This window comes from Gemmatirosa kalamazoonensis (genome assembly GCF_000522985.1).
Classification (GTDB): domain Bacteria; phylum Gemmatimonadota; class Gemmatimonadetes; order Gemmatimonadales; family Gemmatimonadaceae; genus Gemmatirosa; species Gemmatirosa kalamazoonensis.
Window position 1 is genome coordinate 148,260 of the sequence record NZ_CP007130.1, and the last position, 24,811, is coordinate 173,070.

Annotated in this window: 18 protein-coding genes; 6 read left to right on the forward strand and 12 right to left on the reverse strand. The window is 71.0% G+C overall.

Annotated elements, in window-relative coordinates; translation table 11 throughout:
- Nucleotides 1–583 precede the first annotated feature (583 nt).
- Nucleotides 584–2,236 (reverse strand): ATP-binding protein, encoded by a 1,653-nt coding sequence (locus J421_RS28535; RefSeq protein ID WP_025414531.1) that lies wholly within the window; start codon nt 2,234–2,236, stop codon nt 584–586.
- Between the two features lie 32 nt (nt 2,237–2,268).
- Entirely contained in the window at nt 2,269–3,510 is a 1,242-nt protein-coding gene (locus J421_RS28540) for a dicarboxylate/amino acid:cation symporter (protein WP_104023448.1), read from the reverse strand.
- Nucleotides 3,511–4,111: 601 nt separating this feature from the next.
- On the opposite strand from J421_RS28540, the gene J421_RS28545 reads away from it, so the two are divergent.
- Nucleotides 4,112–4,696 carry an outer membrane beta-barrel protein gene (locus tag J421_RS28545; protein ID WP_104023449.1) on the forward strand — a complete coding sequence of 195 codons (585 nt, stop codon included), beginning with the start codon at nt 4,112–4,114 and terminating at the stop codon, nt 4,694–4,696.
- A 109-nt stretch (nt 4,697–4,805) separates the two neighbouring features.
- On the forward strand, nt 4,806–5,795 hold the full coding sequence (locus J421_RS28550) for a nuclear transport factor 2 family protein (RefSeq protein ID WP_025414534.1): 990 nt from the start codon (nt 4,806–4,808) through the stop codon (nt 5,793–5,795).
- Nucleotides 5,796–6,212: 417 nt separating this feature from the next.
- Here J421_RS28550 and J421_RS28560 read toward each other — a convergent pair whose 3' ends face one another.
- The 4 genes from J421_RS28560 to J421_RS28575 all read right to left on the reverse strand — a co-directional run bounded on the left by J421_RS28560 (nt 6,213) and on the right by J421_RS28575 (nt 10,777).
- The gene (locus J421_RS28560) at nt 6,213–7,838 is read right to left on the reverse strand and encodes a serine hydrolase (protein ID WP_104023450.1); all 1,626 of its coding nucleotides are present in this window, start codon (nt 7,836–7,838) and stop codon (nt 6,213–6,215) included.
- Between the two features lie 250 nt (nt 7,839–8,088).
- Nucleotides 8,089–8,952, reverse strand: a complete 864-nt coding sequence (locus tag J421_RS28565; RefSeq protein ID WP_104023451.1) for a sensor histidine kinase — start codon at nt 8,950–8,952, stop codon at nt 8,089–8,091.
- The gene (locus J421_RS28570) at nt 8,949–9,974 is read right to left on the reverse strand and encodes an AraC family transcriptional regulator (protein WP_104023452.1); all 1,026 of its coding nucleotides are present in this window, start codon (nt 9,972–9,974) and stop codon (nt 8,949–8,951) included. Before J421_RS28570 ends, J421_RS28565 begins: the two co-directional genes overlap by 4 nt.
- A 161-nt stretch (nt 9,975–10,135) precedes the next feature.
- Nucleotides 10,136–10,777, reverse strand: a complete 642-nt coding sequence (locus J421_RS28575) for a response regulator (protein ID WP_025414539.1) — start codon at nt 10,775–10,777, stop codon at nt 10,136–10,138.
- A 207-nt stretch (nt 10,778–10,984) separates the two neighbouring features.
- Here J421_RS28575 and J421_RS28580 point away from each other — a divergent pair, with 207 nt between their 5' ends.
- From J421_RS28580 to J421_RS28590, 3 genes are all read left to right on the forward strand, one after another.
- The gene (locus J421_RS28580; RefSeq protein ID WP_025414540.1) at nt 10,985–12,004 is read left to right on the forward strand and encodes an alpha/beta hydrolase; all 1,020 of its coding nucleotides are present in this window, start codon (nt 10,985–10,987) and stop codon (nt 12,002–12,004) included.
- 442 nt (nt 12,005–12,446) lie between these two features.
- Nucleotides 12,447–13,973, forward strand: a complete 1,527-nt coding sequence (locus J421_RS28585; RefSeq protein WP_025414541.1) for a glycoside hydrolase 5 family protein — start codon at nt 12,447–12,449, stop codon at nt 13,971–13,973.
- Nucleotides 13,974–14,013: 40 nt separating this feature from the next.
- Nucleotides 14,014–15,213 (forward strand): hypothetical protein, encoded by a 1,200-nt coding sequence (locus J421_RS28590; RefSeq protein ID WP_025414542.1) that lies wholly within the window; start codon nt 14,014–14,016, stop codon nt 15,211–15,213.
- A gap of 473 nt (nt 15,214–15,686) precedes the next feature.
- On the opposite strand, the gene J421_RS28595 is transcribed toward J421_RS28590, so the two are convergent.
- The 5 genes from J421_RS28595 to J421_RS28615 form a co-directional block, all read right to left on the reverse strand.
- The gene (locus J421_RS28595; protein ID WP_025414543.1) at nt 15,687–16,547 is read right to left on the reverse strand and encodes a cupredoxin domain-containing protein; all 861 of its coding nucleotides are present in this window, start codon (nt 16,545–16,547) and stop codon (nt 15,687–15,689) included.
- A 51-nt stretch (nt 16,548–16,598) separates the two neighbouring features.
- Nucleotides 16,599–17,084 (reverse strand): SgcJ/EcaC family oxidoreductase, encoded by a 486-nt coding sequence (locus J421_RS28600; RefSeq protein WP_025414544.1) that lies wholly within the window; start codon nt 17,082–17,084, stop codon nt 16,599–16,601.
- A 154-nt stretch (nt 17,085–17,238) separates the two neighbouring features.
- Nucleotides 17,239–18,159 (reverse strand): helix-turn-helix domain-containing protein, encoded by a 921-nt coding sequence (locus J421_RS28605; RefSeq protein WP_148306605.1) that lies wholly within the window; start codon nt 18,157–18,159, stop codon nt 17,239–17,241.
- Between the two features lie 353 nt (nt 18,160–18,512).
- Complete coding sequence (locus tag J421_RS28610) at nt 18,513–20,132, reverse strand: ABC-F family ATP-binding cassette domain-containing protein (RefSeq protein ID WP_025414546.1); 1,620 nt, start codon at nt 20,130–20,132, stop codon at nt 18,513–18,515.
- Between the two features lie 85 nt (nt 20,133–20,217).
- Nucleotides 20,218–21,255, reverse strand: coding sequence for an LLM class flavin-dependent oxidoreductase (locus J421_RS28615; RefSeq protein WP_025414547.1), 1,038 nt, complete (start codon nt 21,253–21,255; stop codon nt 20,218–20,220).
- A 386-nt stretch (nt 21,256–21,641) separates the two neighbouring features.
- Between J421_RS28615 and J421_RS28620 the strand changes: the two genes are divergently transcribed.
- Complete coding sequence (locus tag J421_RS28620; RefSeq protein WP_025414548.1) at nt 21,642–22,514, forward strand: hypothetical protein; 873 nt, start codon at nt 21,642–21,644, stop codon at nt 22,512–22,514.
- A gap of 69 nt (nt 22,515–22,583) precedes the next feature.
- Here J421_RS28620 and J421_RS28625 read toward each other — a convergent pair whose 3' ends face one another.
- Complete coding sequence (locus tag J421_RS28625) at nt 22,584–24,791, reverse strand: AfsR/SARP family transcriptional regulator (protein ID WP_148306606.1); 2,208 nt, start codon at nt 24,789–24,791, stop codon at nt 22,584–22,586.
- Nucleotides 24,792–24,811: the final 20 nt, after the last annotated feature.

Sequence of the window (24,811 nt, forward strand, 5' to 3'; positions counted from 1 at the left end):
GGCACATCGGTGGCTGGGGGAACGTTCGGGAGAGCGGTCATGGCCGCATCCCTCGCAGACGCGCCGCGGTCCACTGCCCGCGCGAGTGCTCCTCGAGGAGGAACGAAAGGGCGTCTTCGACACGCGCGGCCGAAACGCCCGCGTTGGACGCCGCGGCGGCGTATGAGCGTGCGGCTTCGCGCACGGCGGCAGGTTCATGCCGCTCGGCGAGCACTGAGATCAGGCCGCGAGCCCGGTCGAAGACCGTGCGGAACGCGGCGGCTACGTGCGGTTCGAGTGGCTGATCACCATCATCCCGGCGCCACGAGGGCGCTCGGCGTCGCATGGGTCGCGTGTCGTGCAGAGACATCTTAGGCGCTCCTGGTGTCTTCCGACGGGTGTCGCGCCGACCGCAGAGTCGGCGTGACCCACGTTGCGGAGGCGCTACCCGGAGCGCTTGGCTGTGCGAGTTGGACGTGCTTGCCTCACTCCCGCCCACCTCGCTCGAACCCTCTCGCGGAAGAGAGACGCGCCGTGCGTCGAGCTCACTGAGCGCAAGTCGGAGGTCCTGCGGAGACGGTCACCATCGCGCCCCACCGCGGAATCATTCACCACGAGTCAGCGACGGCCGATGGGACTCCGGTAGGCGCACAGGGGTGACTATCTCGACCTGCGTACCGCCTCTTTGGCTCGTCACGCGGAGCGTGCCGCCGACCGCCTCCACTCGTTCCCGCATGACGAGGAGGCCGAAGTGTCCCAGTCGCCCTTCCCCGAGAATCCGCGGGTCGATGCCGACGCCGTCGTCGCTGATCGTCACGCGGACACTCTCGCCGCGGTACTCGATGTCGACGGATACGAGGCATGCTTCCGCGTGGCGGAAGGCATTCGTCACCGCCTCGAGCGCCGCACGCTGGATCTCCAGCAGCACGTGGCCGTCGACGGGGCTGGGTGGCTCGTTCGCGGTGATCCGGAATGCGGTGCGGTGCTCGGCGGCGAGACGCTCGGCGGCTCGGTGCAGCACCGTGACAGTGTCGAGCTCCGCCGCGGACGCCCGCAGGCCCTGCACGGCCTTGCGACCTTCGACGATGGCGTCGTCGAGCAGGCCGAGCGCCTCATCGAGCTCGCCGCGCAGTCGGACGTCGGCGGCCGACAGGCGGAGCGAGAGCGCCTGCAGCCGCAATGACGAGCCGACGGCGCTCTGGATCAGCGTGTCGTGGATGTCGGCGGCGACGCGCGCTCGCTCGCGCAGGCGCTCGGCCGCGAGCATCTCCTCGTGCCGGCGCCGCTCCTGCGTCATCTGGACGTGCGTCGTGACGTCGACCGCGACACCGCGCAGTCCGACGACCGCGCGCTCGTCGTCGAGAATCGGCGTCGCGCGGAGCTCCACCCAGCGCTTCTCCGTCTTGCGACGCAGGCAGCGGAGCACGGGACCGTCAACAGTCTCCCGCCGCATGCACGCGTCGAGATAGCGCGCGACGTTCTCACGGTCGGCCTTGTGAATCGAGGCGGCGAGGCGGCGAGGCGTCGTGAGCGGCCGCCCCGCGGTGCGGCCTAACAGCTCGTCCGCGGCGGCGTTGAGGAACGCGACGCGGCACGCCGGCGACGCGGGGTCGCCGTAGAGCTCCCACACGACGGCGGGGATCTCCCGCACGATCTCCTCGAGCCGCTCCCGCTCGCGCGTGAGCTCGCGGTTACGCTCCTCGAGCGCCGCGTGCAGCGCGAGTGCGTCCTCCGCGTGCAGCGCGTTGTCCACCGCGACGGCGATGTGCGACGCGACGAGCAGCGGAAGCTCGAGGTCGATGTCGTCGTACACCCCCGGCCTCGAGTTGCCGAGGTTGAACGCGCCGAGCCGCCGGTGCACCGTCGTGAGCGGCAGACTCAGGAACGCGCGCACGCCGGCATCGTACAGGGCCTTCTCCACTGACGCGTACACGCCCGACGTCGCGGTGTCGTGGATCACGACCGGTTGCTGGGTCGTCCACACGCGCCCTGAGGGTGACTCCACCATCGGGATGCCGGCGACATGGCCGCGCATGGGCATCGGAGCGCCCTCGATCTGCCACACGCGCATGCGGTCGGCGGCTGGGTCGTGCAGCACGACGCTGAGGTATGTGAAGTTCAGCAGGTCGTGCAGGCGGCCATTGAGGTCGTGGAACAGTCCCTCGAGGGTCCGGTAGCCGGCGATGGCCTGCGTGAGCTCGCCGAGCGTGCGCCAGCGAACGAGCGCCGACGCGTGCGCGTCGGCGGACGTCGGCACGAGTGGACCGACAGGAGGGTCGGAGCGCACCGTCACGGTGCGTCCAACGCGCCGACCGTGATCTGCGCGCCCACCGACTCCGTCGCGCGGGCCACCAGCGTCGTGGTGGCGAGCCGCCCGAGCGAGTTGACTGGTGTATTCAGCCGTCCTGCGAACGGAATCGCCGCCACGACACCCGCCGCGGCAGCTGGGAGGCCAGCCTGGGAGAGCACGAATCCCAGTACCACCAGCGCGCCCAGTCCGACCGGCGGTGTCATGACGGAGCCGACCCACACGAGCGCGCCGATGAGCGCGACGCGTCCGGGGACGAGCGCGATCCCCGCGGCGTTCGCGGCGAAGACACACGCCACCGCGAGATAGGCGGCCGAGCCGACCTTACTGACCGCGACGCCTAGCGGCAGCGTGAACGCGAACACGCGTCGGTCGACGCCGAGCCGGCGCTCCGCCGCCTCGAGCTCCATCGGCAGCGTTGCTGCGCTGCTGCCGGTCGCGAACGCCGTCACGAGCACGTCGCGCACGGCGGGGATCACCGAGCGAGGCGGCACACTCACCGTGAGCAGCAGCAGGAGCGCAGCGCACAGTGTGCTCTCCGCCACGTAGATCGCGAGGAGTACCGTGGCGAATTGCGCGAGTACGCGCCCGTCGCGCGGAGCGAAGGTCATCGCGGCCAGTGCAAACGTGCCGATCGGCGCGTAGTACATGACGCCTTCGAGCATCACGTGGCTTGCACGCCCGCACCCGTCGAAGAACGCGTGGACGGTGTCGGCCTGCCGCGCCGCGCCCGAGCGCCGCAGCCGCGCGATGGCGAGCGCGAACGGCACCGTAAACACCATGACCGGCAGGAGCTGCCCCTCGGCGAGTGCGGCGACCACGTTGGCCGGCACGAGCGCATCCAGGAACGAGCCGGGCGGCGGGGCCAGCGGCGGAGCGTGAGCGCCAGGCAGCGTCATGCCTGCGCCAGGCCGGAGGAGGAGCGCGACGGCGAGGCCGAGCGCCGTGGCCGCGGCGGACGCCCCCGCATACAAGGCGACGCTTCTCGCACCGACTCGGCGAAGCGCCTCGGGTGTGATCGCGCCGAGCCCCGTGACGATCGTGCATACGACGATCGGGAGCACGAGCACGGTCAGCAGCCGGACCAGTAGGTCGCCAAGCGGGCGCACCACGGTGACCGGCGGTCCGATCAGCGCGCCGGTGAGCGCGCCGAGCGCGAAGCCTGCCGCGAGCCGGCCTCCCATAGGAGCACCGAGATAACGCCGCAGCCAAGTACCCGACATGGCTCGTTCGCGGTGCGCGTAGGCGGCGCGTGTGGACCGATGAGTTCCACCCCGCGAGGCAGGTTGACCGCCCACCGTTCAAGGTACCGCTGCCATTCGGAAGCGCGAGGTTCCACACGGCCACCGACCACCGCTGTAAGCACGGCGTGGCGACGTCGTGTGAGGAGAGAGGGTGCCGGAAGCACCTGTTTCCCGCATCTACCGGCCGAGCAGTCCTGCACTCTCGCGTACGAGGTGCACGGCGGTAGCCCGAACGGGAGAATCCCGGCGACCGCTGTGCGTCCGCGCGCTCGTCCGCTCCTCGGGTGTGATCAGGAGCGTGGGTCGTAGGAAGCGCCCGAGAATCGCTCGCCGGCTGAGAGATGAGGTGTGCGACAGCCGTCGTAGGCACTCGCGCGGGGCACTTGGACACGCTTGCCCGCACTTCGCGCACGACGAACGCGACTCGCAAGCGCATCCAAGCCGCGGCGACGACGACTCCGCATGGTCGCTCTCACACCGGGACGCGCATTCCGCGTGGACCGCGAGCGCGCCAGGCGCATCCAGCCATCACAGCACGTTAGGCGCCGCGCCTCAGTCACCCATGCAGTAAGAGGTACCGATGACATTCCGCTTCCGCGCTATCCAGCCAGTCCACACGCTCGCTCTCGTGGCGGCGTTCATCGCCGCGTCCGCGCCGCTCGCTGCGCAAGCGCCCGCACGTCCCTTCACGCTCGCGGGCTTCGGTGGTGGCATCTCATCGCTCGGCGGCGACGGGGAGTTCCGCGTCACCCACGAGGACGGCGTGCGTCTCGGCTACGACGTGAATCCCGTGATCACCCTCCGCGCGGTCGTGACCAGCGCGACGCGTGAGACCTCCGGAGCGGCCTGGGGCAAGCACTCCGGGACCGACGTCTCGCACCGACGCTACGCCGCCGAGATCGTCGCCGGTCCATCCGGCGCGCGCAACGTCCGGCCCTACGTGTTCGGCGGCGCCGGCGTCGTGACCAACGATCCGCGTGGAGACGGTGACGCGAACACCACCGGCGCGTTACGGGCCGGTGTCGGCTTCGAGTGGCGCCCTGGCCGATCCCACATCGGCGCGGCGTTCGAGGCCGGGGCGAACGCGTACCGCCTCAACACGCTCGGCGTGCGCCGGACGCAGTACGACGTCGCGTGGAACGGCGGTCTCGCCCTGCACTGGTGAGCCGAGCACCACGCACGCAACGACGCCAAGACACACGCGTGCGGCGCGCGCCCCCGTGTAGCTCGCGGGGGCGCGCGCCGCTCCCACACTGCCACACCAGGAGTAGACGATGGACGAAGATACCCGTACCACGATTGCGGTCCTCGACGTTGTCGAGACCGTAGAAGATGCAGGCGCAGCGGCTGGCCGTGACGCCAAAGACACCGCGCAGTCGTGCGAAAACGCGCGCGTCGTCGCGAAGTTCTACGAGGCGTACGCTGCTCGCGACGTGGACGCGGCCGCCCAGCTGGCCGCGCCCGATTTCGTGTTGCACGTGCCCGGTCGCGGCGTCCTCGCCGGCGAGCACTGGGGCACGGATGGTTTCCGGCGCTACCTGTCGATCATTCAGGCGCACAGCGGCGCTGTCTTCGACTTCCGGGTTACCGCCATCGCGGTGAACGGCGAGCACGTATTCACGCGCGAGGTCCTCGAGCTGACTCGCGCGGGAGAGCCGGACAGCCGCTTCGTGCTTCGGATCTCGAACTGGTTCAAGCTCCGCGGCAGCCTCCTCTCCGAGGCTTGGGTCATCCCCGAGCACCAACGCGCGTACGACGCGTACTGGTCCTCCGCGAAATCCGCGTCCGGCGCCGCCGCGATGTCGACGCCGCGGGAGCGGTACGGTGGCGTCGACCTCGAACGAGCCGCGTCGACGAAGCCGCGTGCCCTTCTGGAGCGCATGTACGACCGCTTCTGGCGCGGCGACGCGGCCGCGATGCGCGAGACGGTCGACGATGACGTGGTGGTGAACATCGTCGGCGAGAGCGCGATGTCCGGCGTGTACCGGGGCTGGGACGGCTACATGGAGTTCCGCCGCCGCCTCATGTCCATGGCGGCCTCGAAATACAAGCTCGATGTCGTGGCGCTGGCAGCGGGCGGGCGGGACGTCTTCGCCGTGGAGTACATCCGCATGAACCGGAGCTGGGATCCCACGCTTCAGGAGATCTACGTGCTGATGCACTTCGAGGTCGACGACGGGCGCGTCACACGCATGGACGACTTCCCCTTCGATACGTACGCGTGGGAGCAGTTCTACACCCCCGACGCGCGCTGGGAGGGCTGAGGCGCCATGCGCAGACTTCTCCTATCCGTGCTGCTATGCGACATCGCGTGTTCGGCCGGTTCCGTTCAGACGCCGGGCGTGGGCCGTGGGCCGCACACCAGCGTCGTCAGGTATCAACTCTTGCACGTTCGCGGCGTCGACCGCGATCGGCGACGGAACGCCGAGGCGAAGATGCGCGTTGCCTGCGGGGGCGCGTACGACATCGTGTCGGAGTGGCGGCAGAACGACCGGACCGCCGTGTACCACACCGGCGAAGGTCGCGAGACCCGAGTGCAACCGGTCGCGTACCAGTACATCGAGTACGCGTGTGACAGCGGCGCGAGACCGCGCGATGTGCCGTAGCCTCTCGCACGAGAGCGCACGCTTGATCGAGAGGCGCGAGCACGGAGAGGTGCTCGCGCCTCTGGCGTTTCCGCCTTAGTGTCGCCCTGGCCCCGTTAGGCGCGCGCGATCGTCGACTCGCGTGAAGGCGTCGTCGTCGAAGAAGCGGAGCTCCGCGGGTAGGGCAACGTCGTCACGGATATGCAGCGAAGGGACTCGGCCGACGGGGTCGACGTCGAACGTCACGAGTGTGATCCCCAGTGTGTCCGGTCGGTCGCGCCAGCGCGCGCGGTACGTGTCCCCCGCCCAGTGTTCGAGGTCAACGACGAATGCCCCCCACAGGTGCGCCACGAGGCGCCCGTCCTGGCTGGCGACGATCACGTCCCCGTACATCGGGCTCGTGTAGCGCCCCGCGTAGGCGTCGAGCGGAAGCGTCGCCGTCGTGTGCTCCGGCCGGCGCTGCTCCGCGTCCCGCTTCGCCGCCTCGAGGGCCGACTCGTCCTGCTTCATGCGGGCGAGCAGCATCGCACTCCAGTCGCGCGGCGGCGTGCCGAGGTACCCGTCGAGCGCGCGGCGCGCGATCGCCGAAAAGAGCGCGTTGTGCCCGTCGGTGTTGGTGAGTACCACGATTCCGAGCCGCTTCTCCGGCACGAACGCGATCTCGGACAGCATGCCGTCGATCCCTCCCGTGTGCCACAACACCTTCACGCCGAGGTAGTCGTACATCGCGACGCCAAGTCCGTACGCGCGAAAGTGTGTGGACGGCGACAACGGGTCGTCGGGGCCCGGCGTGATCGTCTGCGGCGATTCGATCTCGCGGAGTGTCGCGGAGTCGAGCAGGCGCCGCGTCCCGGGCCGGCGGTTGGCGCGGCCGTTCGCGAGCAGGAAGCGGAGCCACCGCGCCATGTCGGCAGCCGACGAAGTGATGCTGCCGGCGGGCGCGATGTTGTCAATGTCCCGGTACGGGCGTGGTGTCAGATGCACGCCGTCGGAGAAGTGCGGCGTGGCCACGTTGGCGACGCCGGCGAGCTCGCCGAGCGACGTGTAACTCGACCGCATGCCGAGCGGCCTGAGGATGCGATCCTGTACGAGCCGGTCCCAGCTGATGTCCGCGGCAGCTGCAGCGGCCTCGCCAGCGGCGAGCACCATGAGGTTTTGGTAGCCGAACTCCGAGCGGAAGCTGCTGTTCGGCGTGAGGTACCGAACGCGCCGCAACACTTCGGCACGGCTACGCGGGGCTCCGTAGGCGATCATGTCGCCGCGTCGTCCCAGTCCGCTGCGGTGCGACAGCAGGTCGCGCACGGTAATCTCGCGCGTGACCCACGGGTCGTAGAGCTGGAAGCCGGGCAGAAACTTCGTCGCGGGATCGTCCCAGCGCATGCGCCCGTCGTCGACCAGCATGCCCGCGGCGACCGCCGTGAAGAGCTTCGTGTTCGAGCCGATGGCGAAGACGGTGTTCTCGTCCACCCGATCCGGCTTACCCGCCATACGCACGCCGAAGCCGCGCGCGTAGACGACCGAGTCGTCTTTGACGACGGCGACCGAGACACCGGCGATGCCCCAGTCTCGCACCGCGTGTTCGACGTAGGCGTCGAACCCGGCGAGTGGAGCGGGCGTACGTTGCGCGGGGAGCGGGGCGCTGGCCGACACCTGCAGCAGGACCCCGAGCGCCGCCATGGGCGTGAACGACTTGCGCTCGGTCCGTCGAACGTTCTCTCGCATTGTCTCCTCCGAATCCACGTGATGTGCCCTTGCGTCGGAGGAGTCTGCGGTGAACGCGTCGCGCTCCCTTGTGCGCCCTTGCTGCCACGTTAGGAGATGGTGCGAGCGTCAGAGACCAGCTGAACTCCGACGGCGCACCTCCGGCGTCCGGCGAATCGCGGAACGCCGCGGGGACGCCGCGGCGACCACGAGCATGCCGCTGCGCGCCGCGCGGCCAACGGATCGAAGGGCGTGGTGTGGCCGGCATTGGTCACGCGTTCGGCGCGAGCGCGTTCTCGCCGCGCGCGACCGGAAGAGTGAACGCGACGCACAGCCCGCCCCCGTCGACGGTCTCGGCGGCGATCCGGCCACCGTGCGCTTCGACGAGCCACCGCGCGATCGCCAGCCCGAGACCGACGCCCGCGTGCGCGGCGATACCGTCCCCCTGCCAGTACTCGTCGAACAGACGACCGAGTTCGCCCGCACGCACACCGGGGCCGTTGTCCGTGATCGAAATGCGGATCGCGTCATCGGTCGCCTCCGCGACCGCGCACACGCGGCCGCCCTTCGGCGTGTACTTGATCGCGTTCCCGCACAGGTTCCCGAGCACCTGGAGCAGCCGATCGCGGTCCGCGTACGCATGGGGCAGCGCCGGGGGCCCGCCCACACCGATGTGGATGCTCTTCGCGCGCGCGTGCGGTGACACGAGGGCGCGAACGTCTTCGAGCAGTGCCCGTACGTCCACCGGCGCGCGCCGGAGTCGAAGCGCCCCGGCCTCGACCTGCCCCATGGTCAGCAGGTCCTCCGCGATCCGCAGCGTCTCGCGCGCGCAGCGCTGCACGAGCGCGAGCTGCCGCTGCAACATCTCGCCGGTGGAGCAGTCGCCGAGGAGCTCCTCGGCAAACTCCGCGGCCATCAGCACCGCCGACACGGGCTGCCGGAGGTCGTGCGCGACCACCGCGAGCATGTCCGGGCGCCAGCGCGTGGGCGTCACACCAAGGACGCCGCGATCCGTACGATCGGTCTCGGTCGCTAACATGTTGCACCGGGCAGATTGAGGTTGCGGCCATACTGGCCTAACGCTGATGTCCTCGCTTGCACCGACTTGCCTCACCCCAGCGCGCGCGTCGTTCATCCGGCGACGCGGTCGATCACGTCGAGGGCGCCCTTGGGGTGCACATCGCCGCACGGCGCCGTCGCGAGCTGCCGCGCGTAGCACGAAGGAGTCATTCCCGTCCCGCGCTTGAAGCGCCGAGTGAGATGGCTCTGGTCGGCGAACCCCGCGTCGTACGTCACGTGCGACGGCGACACACCCGCCGCGATGAGCGAGCGCGCTCGCGCGAGCCGCAGTTCCATCAGGTATGCTCTCGGCGGCATGCCGTGCACGCGCTCGAACGCGCGGGCCAGGTAGTATTTGCTCAGGCGCGCGGCGGACGCCATGTCGTCGAGGCTCACCGGATCGGCGACGTGCTCCACCAGATGTGCCTGAAGCCTGCGGACCGCGTCGTGTCGCCGCGGTCCGACGCGCTTCTGCGCCGCCTGCGCGAGCGGTTCCGCGTGGCGGGCGGCGAGCGCGCCCGTCGCTTCGGAGAGCCGCTGCTCGCAGTCGGCACTGCGCACCGGGGACCACAGCTCGTCGAACAGCGAGGACAACACGTCACGCAGCTCGCGGTCGAGAATCACCGCACGCGAGAAGTACGGCATCTCCGGTTGTGCGCACAGCCCACTACCAGGAGGCCTGTCGTGGCGCGCGGCGTGAGCGGCGCGAGCGGCGCGCGCGACGAACGCGGGCGTGAGGAGGAGCATCTTCGCCGACCACGCGTCGGCTGTAGCCGCGTGCAACGTGTGTGACTCGGTCGGCGGCGTGACCACGATTGCGCCTTCAGGAGCGAGCATGCGCCGACCGTGCGCGTTCACCACGTGCGTGGGTGCCGCGGGGATCACGATGCGCAGCTCCTCGTGCAGTAGACGCGGCACGCCTCCGGTCGCTACGGCGAGCACGGCCCGCGCACGCGAGGCGTTGATGTTCAGAGCATTCGAGCGCTGGAACCCGCGATCGAATGGGCACCAGACACGAAGTGTAGACGTTGGTGTACCGCCCAGCGGGGTCTGAGATGCGGATGACGCGTGCATGGCGCTCCCCGGATCGCCGTCCACGACGGCGGCCTAACGACCGGAAGAGCCCTCGCCCGTTGCGCGGGCCTGCGGTCGACGGGCGCAGGTTACCGGTGAGCGGCCCTCGCTCGCGTCTGTCCGCAGAGGAGTCTTTGCTCCTCTCCCCCGAGAGAGCGCCTGCTCTCCCGAACGAGAGAGGCGCGTTACGGCGATCCGTCGAGGTGGATGATGCCGCGCTGGAGCGCGACCGTGACCGCCTCCGTGCGATCGTCCGCGCCGAGCTTCTCGAGGATGTTCTTGAGGTGGATCTTGATGGTCCCTTCGGTGCGCCCGAGGAGCTCCCCGATCTGCCGGTTGCTGAAGCCCTTCGCGACGAGCCGGAGGACCTCGGTCTCGCGCGGCGTCAGTTCGACGCGCGGCGTGTACTCCGCCAGCCTCGCCGCAACCGGCGCCGGGATGACGCGCTGGCCGCGGTGCACGGCCCTGATGGCGTGCAGCACTTCCGCGCGCAGCATGTCCTTCAGCAGGTATCCCTTCGCTCCCGCCTCGAGCGCGCGGTGGATGTCTTCGTCCCCGTCATAGGTCGTGAGGGCCACGATACGCGCGCGCGGGAACTCGGCGACGATCGCCCGGATCGCCGCGACGCCGTCCATGACGGGCATTCGCAAGTCCATCAGCGCCACGTCGGGCCGCAGCTCGCGATAACGCTCGATCGCCTCTTCCCCGTTGGTCGCTTCACCCACGACGAGCATGTCCGGCTGCGCCCCGATCACCGCCGCGAGCCCACTGCGGATGAGCGGGTGATCGTCGGCGGTGAGCACCGTCACGGGAGTCGGCGAATCCATGAGACGTCCCGGTGAGTGTGGAACTCCCAGCACTGCCTTCTAAGAAGCGCGCTCGAGGCCGTGTCGCAATCCGACGACCGGAAGAGGGCCGCCTATCTCGTTCGAGATAGATGCCCGGACAGAGCCGGGGTCGGCAACCACGTCCAAGCATGCGACGCCGGGTAGGGCGACGTTCGCCGGGTCCGTTCGTCCCATTCGACAGGAGCGATGACGATGATCGATCTCGCAAATCCCCAGCGAGCCCCACGGGTCGAGCAACAGCCGCCACACGCCGCGCGCGCGGCCATGGATCCGCTGGTTCGCCGAATCCTCGACGATCTGGAGGGTCAGTCGGGGCCGGCGCTGAACGAAATGGCTGTGGAGGAAGCGCGGGAAGTCGCAGCCATGATGGAGCGGAGTGACGCGCCCCTTCCAATGGTCGAAGTGGAGGAGCGCGTGCTGCCGACTGGTCGCCCGAACGGCGTCCGTTCGCGGATCGTACGCCCACCAGACGTTGCCGGCCCGCTCCCGGGCATCATGTACTTCCACGGCGGCGGGTGGGTCATGGGCGACGAGCGTACGCATGACCGCATTGTGCGTGCGCTCGCGACGCAAGTCGGTGCGGCGGTAGTCTTCGTCGACTACACCCGCGCGCCGGAAGCGCGCTTCCCCGTCGCGATCGAGGAGTCCTACGTCGCCACCACGTGGATCGCCGAGCACGGCTTGTCGCTCGGCATCGACGGCACACGCCTCGCCGTCGTGGGCGACAGCGCCGGCGCGAACATGGCCACCGTCGTGGCGCTGCTCGCCAGGCGACGCGGGGGGCCCCGGGTCGCGCTCCAGGTGCTCCTCTACCCCGCCACCGACGCGCGCATGGATACGCCGTCGTACGACGAGTTCGCCCGTGGCTTCTTCCTCACGCGCGAGATGATGGCATGGTCGTGGAACCACTATCTCCCGGACGTCACGGCACGTCAGCAGCCCACCGCCTCGCCGCTACGCGCGACGCTCGACGAGTTGCGCGGCCTGCCGCCGGCGCTTGTGATCACCGCGGAGTACGACGTCCTGCGCGACGAGGGCGAGGCCTACGCCAGGAGACTCGCCGAAGCCGGCGTGCCGGTGACCGCGGTGCGATACCTGGGCGCGATTCACGACTTCGCAACGATGGCGCGCCTCGCCGACTCACCCACGCAGCGCGCCGCGATCGCCCAGGCCGTGCACACGCTGCGCGACGCGCTCGGCGTATGACGCCATCGCACTTCGACGCGCTGATCATCGGGTCGGGCCAGGCGGGTACGCCGCTCGCCGTTGCCCTCGCGCGCCGGACGCCGCACCGCCCCGGTCGAGTGCTCCCAGGTCGGCGGCACGTCTGTTAACGTCGTCTGCAACCCGACGAAGACGAACATGCGAGAATCCGCACGGGCGCGTGCTGCCTAACGATTGACGCCCGCGTCCGCGCCAAACAGTTGCCTCTCTTCAGCGAACGCGCGGCTCAGTGAATCCTGAAGCGCAAGACGGACGGCACGGCCGTGCCCCTCCCGACCGGCCGCATCTCGCGCCGCCACGCGGTGACACGTATCGTTGCCGCGCCGCACGGACCGCGTCCCCGCGGGCGCAATTGCGGCGTGATTGCGCGGCGACCCGTTCGCCGCCCGTGGGAGGCGGCGCCCATCCCGGCTCCAAGGATGTCATGCGCAGCGGTACGATCGCACGCGCGCTGGTGTTGGCATCGCTCGCTCCGCCGCTCGCTGGGCCGGGTGCGGAGCGCGTCGTGCGCGACTCGAGCACGGCCGGCCCGGCGACCGTTTCGGTGTTCGTCGGTACGCGCCGCGCGACCCCGCTCGCCCCCGCGCTCGCGGGCTACAACGTCGCACTCATGGGCGTCGCGCTCACGTATACTGACCGCGATCTCGCGGCGGCGGCGCGCCGACTCAGCCCGGGGTGGCTCCGCTACCCCGCCGGCACGCGCGGCGAGGCGTTCGACTGGCGGACGGGACGCAGCCATCAGGCGTGGGTCGACGCCGTGACCGGCACGGTCGGGCCGGCCGACCGGCCGTTCTTCCGCGACATGCTCCAGAGCGCGCTCGTGGCGCTCGAGGCGAAGGGGGGCGAGCGCGTCGACGACGCGGCCGCCTTCGCCCGCGCGGCCGGGGCGCGAGGGCTCGTGGTCTGCGTGAACGTCTACAGCGACACACCTGCGTCGGCAGGCGACTTCGCCGGCTACGCGCGTGCGCACGACATCCGCGTGCTCGCGTGGGAGCTCGGCAACGAGCCGTACTTCAACCGGCGCCGCTTCGCGACCGGCGCCGCGTACGCCGCCGCGATGCGCCCGTTCGCCGAGGCGATCCGGCGCGCGGATCCGACGGCGACCGTCGCCGTCTCGATGAGCGACGCTGGCTTCCAGGACCACGCGTGGGACGACGCGCTCGGCGCGTTCCGGCCGCGCTACTGGGACGCGGTCGTGTACCATCACTACCCGACCGTGTCGGGCGCGCCGGCGCGCATGATGGCTGCGCTGAACGGCGTGCTCGCCGACAATACCTCGGCGTACGTCGAGCGCGAGGTGCGCCCGCGCTTCGGAGCGATGCCGGTGATGATCACCGAGAGCGGCCCGCAGGACGGCCCGGCACCCGGCATGTCGGGCACGCTGTACGGCGGCATCTGGTCCGCCGAATACGCGCTGCGCGTGTCGGGGCTCCCGCAGGTCACACGCTTCGGCGTGCACCAGCTGGTCGGTCCCGCCGGCGTGGTCGGCGGCGAGGCCACCGGCGTTTCCGCCCGGCGCGGCGCGCTCACCACCAGCGCGCAAGGCGCGGCCTACGCCGTCGCCGCGTCGGCCATCAACTCCGCGAGCGGCGTCTACGCGACGCACGTGGAGGGCGGCGGCACGGTGCGCCGCGACGGCGATCACGGTGCCGACATGGCGATGCCCGCCGTGTACGCGCAGGCCTATCGGCGGCGCGACGGCGACGCGGTCGTCGTCACCAACAAAGGGCCGCGCGCCGAGGTGCTCGCACTCGTCGTCGACGGACGGGCCGTCGCGTCGTCGCTGCGCGTGCTCACCGTCACCGGGCCGTCGCCGACCGCGAGCAACCGACCCGGGCGCGAGCGCGTGACGGCGACGACGTCGGTCGCGTCCCGCACGGTGCGCATCCCGCCGTACGCGGTGGTGGAGATCGTCTGGGGCGCGGCGAGGGGAATCGATAAGACACGTTAGGCACCCGGCGTCACCCTGGTCCGGTCTGCTACTCGCCACGATGCTCTGCCTCGGCTGCTCGACGCCCGGCCGGAGCGCCTCCGCTCACGCGCCCGCCCGCTATCTGTTCGTCTGGGCGGGCCCACACGGCGCGGACGGCGCCGGCGCCGAGGACTTCGTGGCCGTCCTCGACGCCGACGCGAAGAGCCCGACGTACGGCCGCGTGCTCGCGACGCGCGCCGTCGGCACCGCCGGCGCGATGGCGCACCACACCGAGCTCGCGCTGCCGGTGGGGCATCCGCTCTTCGCCAGCGACTACGAGACCGGGCAGGTCTTCCTGCTCGACGTCAGCGCGCCGCTCGCGCCACGCGTGACCGCGCGCATCGACCAGGTGCCGGGGTACCGGCGCCCGCACAGCTTCGCGCGGCTGCCGAACGGTCACGTGCTCGCCACGTTGCAGTACGGCGACGGCGCACGGCCGGGCGACCCGGGCGGGCTCGCCGAGTTCGACGCCGCCGGCCGGCTGCTCCGCACACGCTCCGCGGCCGACGCGGCGTTCCCCGGCGCCCGCATCCGGCCGAACGGCGTCGAGCTGCTGCCGGGGATCGACCGCGCGGTGACGACGAGCATGCCGATGGACGACGAGCGCACCGCCGACGTCGTGCAGGTGTGGCGGCTTTCCGACCTCAGGCTGCTGCACACGCTCGCGCTGCCGGTGGCGTCGGGCGACACGGTCACGCACATGCCGTACGACGCGCGCACGCTGCCCAACGGCCGCTCGGTGATGGTGAACACGTATTACTGCGAGCTGTACCGCCTCGCGGGCCTCGACGACGAGCGGCCGCGCCTCGAGCGCGTCAGGCTCGCGCGCCCGATCCCCGGTGAGGGGTGCGCGGTCACCGCGGTCGCCGGGCACTTCCTGATCGTCCCCGCCGCGACTGCGCACGAGGTCGTCAGCTTCGACGTGACCGACGCCGCTCGGCCAGTCGAGGTCTCGTCGCTCCGCGTGGACTCGACGTTCTTCCCGCACTGGGTGGGCGTGGACCCGGGAAGCGACCGGCTCGTGATCAACAGCTCCGAGCTCGGCGAGCCGCGCGTGCTGCTCGCCCGGCTGGATCGAGCGACGGGGCGGCTGTCGTGGGACGCGCGGTTCCGGGACGCGGGCTCGGGCCGCGCGGGCGTGAGCCTCGACCGCGAGGTGTGGCGGCGCGCGGGGCGAGCCCCGATCGCGCACGCGGCCGTGTTCGGGGGTGGGCGGTGACGAAGCGAGCGTGCCCCGCGGCGCCGACGTGCTCCCTGCGATTCGGGCTGGCGGGTAGGCTCGGGATCTACGCCCCGGCGCGACACTCCATCGCAGAGCCGGCGGGGCTCACGCGTGCAACGTGGGTGCGCGTCGCGATCGGCCGCGTGGGGCGCCTAACGCACGGTCATTCAGTGAACCGCGCGCAACGCCGCCTGACGCCCGACGCGCGGGTTGCGCTACGCGCGAGAATCTCGACGATCGCGCGTTAGGCTGCCCGCGAGAAGCCGAGCGTTCGCGTGCCGCCTAACGGCAACCGCTCGCCTCGACGCGAGACACCGAATCATCGAGGTCCCGGTCCCGCGAGACGCCTAACGACAACGACTCCCCGTCCGAATCGCGTCCGCTCCGCGTCGTCCACCACTGCCACCTCGTCGACGTCCGCGGCGGCAGCGACCGACGCCGGCAGCACGCGGAACTCGAGCGCGATCAGCTCACTTCGCGGCGACGGTGAACTCCTGCACCATGCCGTGCATCTCGTGCGGCTTGCCGTCCTTCGCGTCCGGGATGAAGCACGCCACGCTGTATCGACCGGGCGTGAGCGTCGTCGTGAACGTGCCCGTGCGGCCCCTGCCGAGGCCCGCCATACCGGGCGCCGGCGCGAGCGGCGGCGGTCCCTTCTGCCCGCCCTCGAACCACGCATCGACGTCCTTCATCGTCTTCCCCGGCGCGAGCTTCACGAACGCAGCCTCGTGCTCCTGCATGCCGACGTTCGCCACCTGGATGACGTGCCGCCCCGCGGTGAGCGGCTTGGAGAACTTGAAGCCGTACTCGAAGACCTCGAGGCGCACGTCGGGCGCGGGCTCGGGCGCGGACAGCGTCACGGCGCGCGCCGGTGCGACGCCCAGCGCGGAGACGGTGAGCGCGTGCATCATCCCCTTCGCCATGTGCGGCACCGTCTCCCCGGGCGACGGGACCCAGCACACGAAGATGTAGTTGCCCGGCTCGAGCGTGACCGTGGCCTCGATCGTCTGCCCCGGCCCGGCGGCGTTCGGCCCCCCGGCCCCAACTGCCCACGGCGTCGGCCGGTTGGCCTTTATTGCGGCCGCGTAGTCGGCCAGCGTCTTCCCGTTCGTCAGCTCGAGGATCGAGATCTGGTGGACCTCGCGGCCGTCGTTCACGAGCCGGAACGTCGTGGTGCCGGCGGCGATGCGCGCCGGCGCGATGAAGGCGAACTCCTTGGCATGGACGGTGACGACGGGAGTCGTGAACGCCTTCGACGCGGTCGCAGCGTCTCCGACCGCGGGAAACGCGACGGCGGCGACGAACAGGGCGGTAGGGGCGGTTCGGAGCATGGCGCCTTTTCTTGGGAGGGACGAGGTTCCGGCAGGTGCGCTGCGGAGGGCCTATCGGTCACGAGGAGGCGGGAAGCCCGTGGCGTCATACGCGGGGACGTCGTCGTTCTCCGCCTTGGGGTCGATCACGGTGTTCTGGAAGTGCACGATCTTCCAGACGCCCTCGCGCTTGACCATCGTGAACGACGCTCGCGTCTTCGCCGCAGCCACCCACGGGTACCGCGGGTCGAGGGACGCTCCGAAATGCAGGGTCGCGACGGCCACCGCCACGTCAGGCGCGATCGACCGGATCATCACGGTATCGACGCTGGCGCTGGTCGTAGCAAACATGCCCTTGTGGATCGCGACGTGGCCCTTATAGACAGTCGCCTTGCCGCGCCAATGGTGGCCGACCACGTTGATCCACTCCACGTCCTCGGCATCGAGATCGTGCATGGCTTGCATGTCATGCCGAGTCCAGGAGTTCGCGAAGGCGTTCACGATGGCCCGGACGGCCGATTCATCCTCGGCACTGAGCGCTGGCGGCGTGTTCGTCATCTCGGCGTTCGAGGCGCGGCATCCTGAAAGGCAACAGCGGCGCGCACGGCCAACACGGTTCGCTCCATGAAGAGCCTCCCCGTGCGAGGCTCAGTAGGGAGAGTGGCGAGTCCCGCTGGAGCGAGATAGTAAGAATGCGACGCCCGGCGACGAATCAGTCGCGGCGCGGGCGGTCGGCCGTCGCGTAGAACGTGTGAAACGCGGGGAGATCGCTGAGGCGCGCGAGGAGTCGCGACGGGGACTCACCCGTGAAGGCACGACAGTCGTGAACCAGGTGCATCTGGTCGTAGTAGTCGTGATCCGAGGCGATGCGGCTCCACGCGCGGCCGGGATGCCGGAGCTTGTGATCCAGGACGGCGTTGAACCGGATGATGCGCGCGTAGAGCTTCGGCGGCACGCCGACGTGCCTCAGGAAACGCCGCTCGAACTGCCGGGTCGATAGCCCGGTATCGCTCGCCATCGCCGAGACGCGTTGCACACCGTGGCGCGCGAACAGGCCGTTCGCGGCGCACCCGACCGGATCCGGACGACCGTGGTCGCGGAGCAGGCGGATCAGGTGTGCTTCGGCGAGCCGGATGCGCTCGACAAAGCTCGGAGTCTCGCCGAGCCGCCGCTCGAGCGCCGAGACCTCGGGCCCGATGACGCCGTGCGCGTCGTACGCGGCGTCCGCCAGCTCCGTCATGGGGACGCCGAACAGCCGGTGGAAGCCGGACGGCTGGAAATGGATCGTGAAGTGATCGATGCGCCCGAGGGCCGACAGGCCGGGTCGCGCGTATGATTGCGGTCCGACCACGACCACACGAGGCGTTGGGTCGGTCTGGCCGGACCCACAGCGAAGGGCGCGATAGCCGTCCGCGAAGGAGAACGTCAGGAGCTGCTTGGGGCGCGCCGGCAGCGGGATGACGAGCGAGGCCCCGTCGACCCGCCCCGTCGTCATGCCGTACGCCCAGCCGTACGGCCTCAACACCGCGCTCGGCGGCGCCATTCTCGTCTGAAGCATACGCGCCCTCCGCCGGGATCGGTCGAGAGAGGATACGCCCAGACGTTTTCCCGCGCCATTGCGCAGGTCGTTCACCACCACCCAGCGCCCGATCGGCCGCCGAGAAGCGTGACGCCGTCGGGTGAGCTACGAGCGAGGGGCCGGAGATCCACGTGACGCGGAACGGTGTGCGCTACGCTACGCGAGGCGCCCGACGCACACGCGAGTCGCGCTACGCGCGAGAATCCTGTGCTCGCGCGATGCCTAACGGCCGCGTTGCGCGATATGAGACGTGCGTCTACTTCCGCAGCGCGACGAGAGTGGTCGGTCGTGTGCACCGGTACAAGGGACGCTACAAGCACCAGGGCCTCTCGTTTTGGAAGGTGCCGATCGCGGCACCGGCCTGAGGCAGGACCGCGGCGGCGCTGCCTCGGCCAGCGCTTCGGCGATCAGGACTTTCCGGCGCGACGCGCGCGGTCCGCCTCCCACTCGACGAACGGGCCGTCGAAGTCCGTGAGGTGCGTGCCGTCGAACGCCCAGACGCGCGTCGCGACCTCGCGCAGGAACGCGCGGTCGTGGCTCACCAGCAGCACCGAGCCGTCGTAGTCGTCGAGCGCGTCCTCGAGCGCCTCGATGTTCTCGACATCGAGGTGGTTGGTCGGCTCGTCGAGGATGAGGAGATTCGCGCGGGCGAGCGTCATGAGCGCGAGCGCGACGCGCGCACGCTCGCCGCCGGAGAGCGAGCCAATCTCGCGCAGCACCTCGTCGCCGCTGAACCCGAACGCGCCGAGGCAGTTCTGCACCGCGCCCCGGCTCCAGAGCGGTCGTTGGTCCTGGATCGCGTCGTACAGCGACTTGCGGAGCGGAAGGTCGGCGAGGTCCTGGCGAAACCACGCCGCCGTGATCGATCCGCCGATCCTCGCCTGGCCGCTCGCGGGCGGGCGGTCGCCGATGATCGTGGAGATGAACGACGACTTGCCCGCGCCGTTCGGCCCCACGAGCGCGACGAAGTCGTTCCGCCGCAGCACGGCCGTGAAGTCCTCCACGAGGACGCGACCTGGCACCTCCACCCGCAGGTCCTGGATCGCGATCACCTGGTCGCCGCCGCGTTCGGCCACTTCGAACTGGAGCGACATCGCGGCCGGATCACCCGGCGGCGGCGCGAGACGCGGCAGGCGCTCGAGTCGCTTGCGCTTGCCCTTCGCCTGGAACGAGTTGACGCCGGCGATGTTGCGGCGGATGTACTCCTCTTCCTTCTTCACGTACGCGCGCTGCTTCTCCAGCTCGCGCTCGCGCGACAGCCGTCGCTCGGCGCGCTGCGGAACGAACTGGCTGTAGTTGCCTCGGTACCACTCGCTCGTGCGCGCTTCGACGTGCAGGATGTGCGTGCAGACGGCGTCCATGAACGCCCGGTCGTGCGACACGACGATGACCGTCTCGCTCGCGCTCTTCAGCCACTCCTGCAGCCAGGTCGTGGTGTCGAGGTCGAGGTGGTTGGTGGGCTCGTCGAGGAGCAGCAGGTCGGCGGGCGCGATGAGCTGCGCCCCGAGGCCGACGCGCCCGCGCTCGCCCCCCGACAGGGACGACACCGGCCGCGTCTTGGACTCTTCGGCGTCGAAGCCCAACCCCTGCAGCACGGCGTCGACGCGCGAGTGATAGACGTAGCCCCCGAGGTCGGCGAAGCGCTCCTGGTCGCGCCCGAACCGCTCGAGGAAATCGTCCGTGACGCGCTCGCCGAGTTCCCCGAGCTCGATCGCCTGCTCGGCGAGACGTCGTTCGAGGGCGATCACGTCGCGCCATGCGGCCGCGCCGGCCTCCCACACCGTCGTCGCGCCTTCGAACGCGCGATGCTGGTCGAGTAGAGCGTGCCGGAGCCCCGGCCTGCGCGCCACGCTCCCGACCGTCGGCGAGAGCTCTCCGGTGATGAGTTTGAAGATCGACGTCTTGCCGGCGCCGTTGCGCCCGATGACGCCCCACCGCTCGCCCTCGGCGACGGTGAAGGTGACGTTCGTGAAGAGTTCGGTCGCGCCGAAGGAGAGGCCGACGTTCGAGAGCGAGAGGAGGGTCACGCGGAGGCAGGCAGAGCGAGCAGGGATGGGTGCCGAGTTCGGTACAGCACGGGAAACCTAGGCCCTCGCGCTCGCGTTAGGCACCTCAAGCAGAGCGCCATCCGAGCGCCGGGGCGACATGCGTGAGGATCGCGTCGATGCAATGCGCGCAGTAGTCGACGCCGAGCTGATTCGGGATCGTCAACAGCAGCGTGTCGGCCTCCGCGATCGCCTCGTCCTCCCGGAGCTGCGTCACCAGCACGTCTGGCTCGGCTGCGTACGTGCGGCCGAAGATCGCGCGCGTGCGCGCGTCGATCCACCCGACGTGGTCCTGGTCCTCGTCCCGGTCGCCGAAGTCGCCGAAGTACCGCCGGTCGGCGTCCGTCGTCAGCGCGAAGATGCTGCGGCTCACCGACACGCGCGGCGTTCGCGCATGTCCCGCCGCCTCGAACGCCGCTCGGTACGCGCGGATCTGATCCGCCTGCTGCGCGTGGAACGGCTGGTTCGACTCGTGATCCTTCAGCGTGGAGCTCTGGAGGTTCATCCCGAGGCGCGCAGCCCACTGCGCCGTCGCGTTCGAGCTCGAGCCCCACCAAATGCGGTCCCGCAGCCCGGGTGCGTGCGGCTCGAGGCGCAGCAGCCCCGGCGGATTGGGGAACATGGGCCGAGGGTTGGGACGCGCGAACCCCTCGCCGCGGAGGACCTCGAGGAACGCTTCCGCGTGGCGGCGCGCCATGTCCGCCTCGGTCTCGCCCTCCGCGGGCCGGTAGCCGAAGTAGCGCCACCCGTCGACGACCTGCTCCGGCGAGCCGCGACTGATCCCGAGCTGCAGCCGCCCGCCGGCGATGAGATCCGCGGCACCCGCGTCCTCCGCCATGTACAGCGGGTTCTCGTAGCGCATGTCGATCACCGCCGTCCCGATCTCGATCCGCTTCGTCCGCGCGCCGATCGCCGCGAGCAGCGGGAAGGGCGACGCGAGCTGCCGCGCGAAGTGGTGCACGCGGAAGTACGCCCCGTCCGCGCCGAGCGCCTCGGCGACGACGGCCAGCTCGATCGACTGCGCCAGCGCGTCCGCCGCCGAGCGCGTGTGCGACTGCGGGGCCGGGGTCCAGTGGCCGAACGACAGGAACCCGATGGATTTCATCTCGAACTCATCGCGTGCGCGGCGCCATCGGCGCCATCGGCGCGTCGGAATCGGTCCTCATGCGTCACACGGTGGCTGGTGGGCGCTGTGGTGGCACGGGAGCGCGGCCTCCCCCACGCCACGGTCGAGATACGCCGGCACGAGCATGGAGCGGTGGGTGCAGCTCTGCCGCTGGAGCGATGCGCGGCTGCGTCGGAAACTATGGCGCCGGGCGAAGTTCGCATTGCCGGCGGCACATGAGCCTACGCGCGCGAATCCGAACGCGCGCCGCTGTCGCTCGGGGCGCAGCGGGGCGGCGCCGAGACTAGCGGCCAGCAGCCAGGGATCGCAGCATAACGCACCCGCGACCGCGCACCGCCGCTGCTCCCGCGCCCTCCACCTCGACGATGACGGCCAAGGACAGGCTCGAGCGGCAGATCGTACAACACTTCGGCGTCGTGACCACGCTTGCGGTGGTCGTCGCCGTTGCCGTCGCCGTCGGCGTGGTGGCGCGGCCTGACGACACGCTGGATCAGGTCGAGAAGGCCGCCGATGCGCTCGTGAAGGGGGCAGCCATCATCGTCGGCGCCCTCTGGTCACTCAACCGGTATTTCGTGGCGAGGACGGACTATCCGCAGCTCCGGGTGACGCTCGACGTCGACTCGATCCCCGCCGACGGCTCCCTGCCGGGGAGTGCGTCAAAACATCCTGGGGCGGTGGCGCCCACTCCCAGCCACGGACTGCTGGCCTACCGGCTCGACGTGCTGAACACCGGGAAGATCCTGCTCCCCGTGCACGCGCTCTACGTAGACATCCATGCCGTCACCGTCGACGGGGCCACCGTCTCCTACGAGCCGCTGTATCGATGGCCGGAGCACGGGGCCCACCCGTCGGCACCCATCGAGCCGGGAGCGTGGACCGGCATCAGCGACGCCATTCCCTGCCCGCTCGACGTCCGCGCCATTCGTGTGTTCGTCGAGGTCTTTCTTCATCAACGGCCGTCGTGGACATGGCACCGGATCGTCGTCATCCGAAAGGAGTTGCCCCCGGCGGTCCCTGCCCCCGCTGCGGAGGCGCACGCCGCATCGAGGTCACCGGCGCGCCGCGGGGTCACTGTGTACTCTGCGGGGCTGCGGCCGCACCGGGCTCTCAGTACTGTGCGCAACACCTCCCGGCGTTCCCGCGCCGCGCACGCCGCGCTTCGCCGGCGGCGACCGAGTGGCGACGGTGCCCGCTCTGCGGCGGGACGGGCCCCGACCCAGTCGGTCGCTGAGCCCTAACACGCGTCGCCGTGGAACGCTGAACATGGTGGACCTCCGGTAGTCGTGTGACGCGCCTGCGGTCGTCGCTCACGACGGCCCGGGGAGCGCTAACCGGGCCAGCAGTCGCACGAAGGCCGGCTCCCCGCGCAGCGGCGCGAAGGTCGGGTCCACGGCGAGATAGATGGACCACGGGTCGCGCTCGTCGAGCGCGCGCCCGAGCCAGGCGAGTGTCGCCGGCTCGTCGCCGATGATCGCGTAGGCCCGCGCGACCGCGACCGGCTGCACGTAGGTGCTCGCCGCCGCCTGCTCGACGGCCGCGAGCAGCGCGCGGGCCACGGGCTCGTCCCCGGCGAGCGCCTTCACGTACGCCATGCTGAGCGGATTCGCGCCCGCGAGCACGGCGCCCCGCTCGGCCGCGGCGGCGGCTTCCGCGCGCCGTCCGGTCAGGTAGTACGCCCACCCGAGGAACCCGTAGGCCGGCGCGAAGTCCGGCTCGAGCTCCAGCGTGCGGCGCAGCTGCGCGATCGCCACCTCGTACCGGCCGGCGAGCAGCAGCATGGGCGCGAGCCCCGCGTTGATCGCCGCCGAAAGCGGGTCCAGCGCGCGCGCGCGCCCGATCTCCGCGATCGCCTCGTCCACCGCGCCGGTGGCGAGCAGGTAAATGGCGTACCACTGGCGCGCCGTCGCATACTCGGGCTTGAGCGCCATGGCCGTGCGCAGCTCGCGCGCCGCGCCGTCCCAGTCCCAGTCGTAGGCGAGGTGGATGGCGCCTAACGAGGCGTGCGCTTCTGCGAGCGTGCCGTCGAGCGCGAGCGCGCGGCGGACCGCGTCGGCGGCACGCGGGATCGCCTCGCGCGGGCGCAGCAGGCCGTTGTAGCCGAGCAGCGTGTAGGCGTCGGCGATCCCCGCCCACGCCGCCGCGTAGCCCGGGTCCTCCGCCAGCGCCTGCTCGAAGTGCGCGATCGCCTTGCGGACCTCCTCGCGCACGCGCCGGCCGAGGAAGTGCCGCCCCCGCAGGTAGAGGTCGTACGCCGCGAAGTTCTCCGTGCGCGACGGCGCGGCGGACGCGGGCAGCGCGCCCAAGAGCTGCGGCGCGAGCGCCGCGACGATCGCGTGGCGCATCTCCTCCTGCAGTGCGAAGACGTCGCGGTGGGCTCGCTCGAATCGCTTCGTCCAGACGGCACTCCCCGAGGTCGCGTCGATCACGTCGACAGCCACGCGCAGTCTAGGCCCCGCGCGCCGCACACGCCCCGTGACGATCGTCGCAACGCCGAGCGCGCGCGCCGCCTCGCGCGCGTCCGTCGCCGTCCCCTTGAAGGCGAACGAGGAGGCGCTGGCGGCGACCCGAAGCCCGCGGAGGTGGCCGAGCGCGTCGATCAATGCGTCGGTCAGCCCGTCGGCGAGGTAGGCGCTCTCCCGCGCGTCGTCGGCGCCGCCCTGTTGGTCGATGAACGGCAGGACCGCCACCGACGGCGTCATCGGGGCGGCAGCTCGGGCAGCGGCGCCCTCGCCCTCCTCGCGCGTCACTCCACCGGCCAACGCGCGCGCGTACTCCGCGGCGAGCGCCGTCACCGACGGGTCGGCTGGCAACGCGAACTCGGCGTCGATCCGCGCCGCCAGGCCCGCGTGGGCGTCGAGTGCGCGCCGCAGCGCCGCACGCGTCCCGGGGCCAGCGAGGGCACGCAGGAGGTTGCACGCGCCGCGCGCGTCGAGCGGCGCGGCCGCCGTCCACCGCCGGGCCACGGCCGCGGCATCGTCCCACGCCTGTGCGGCCTCCAGGCGCTCACACTCGGCCGCGCACGCCGAGACGAAGCGCCGTTCGAGCTCGGCGCGCTGGGCCGCGACCCAGTCCTCGAACGCGGGCGCGACACCGGCCAGGTGCACGCCGTCGAGGAACGGCCCCGCGTAGAGCGCGAGTACCCGCGCGTGCTCGCCGGCGGCGCTCGCCTCGCAGAGGACGCGCGCATCGACCGCGGGCGCGGCGGGCGCGGCGGCCAGCGCCACGAGCTCGTCGCGGCGCGTGATGGCGTCGACCCCGATCGCGCGGCGGAGCACGGAGAGCGCCTCGCGCAGTGAGTGGCGCGCGCGGGCGTCGTCGCGGTCGCCCCAGAACAGCGCCGCGAGATGGTCGCGCGTCAACGGGCGCGTGGCGAGCGCGAGGTAGGCCAGCAGCGCGAGCGGGCGTGGCCCGAGTGTGAGCGTCGTCGCCCCGCGCATGGAGAGGGTGCCGAGCGTGAGTAGGCTCGGAACCTCGACGGCGCGACCGGCGTGGTCGGCAACGATGGCGTGGGACACGCGGGCCACGTTCGGGGCCC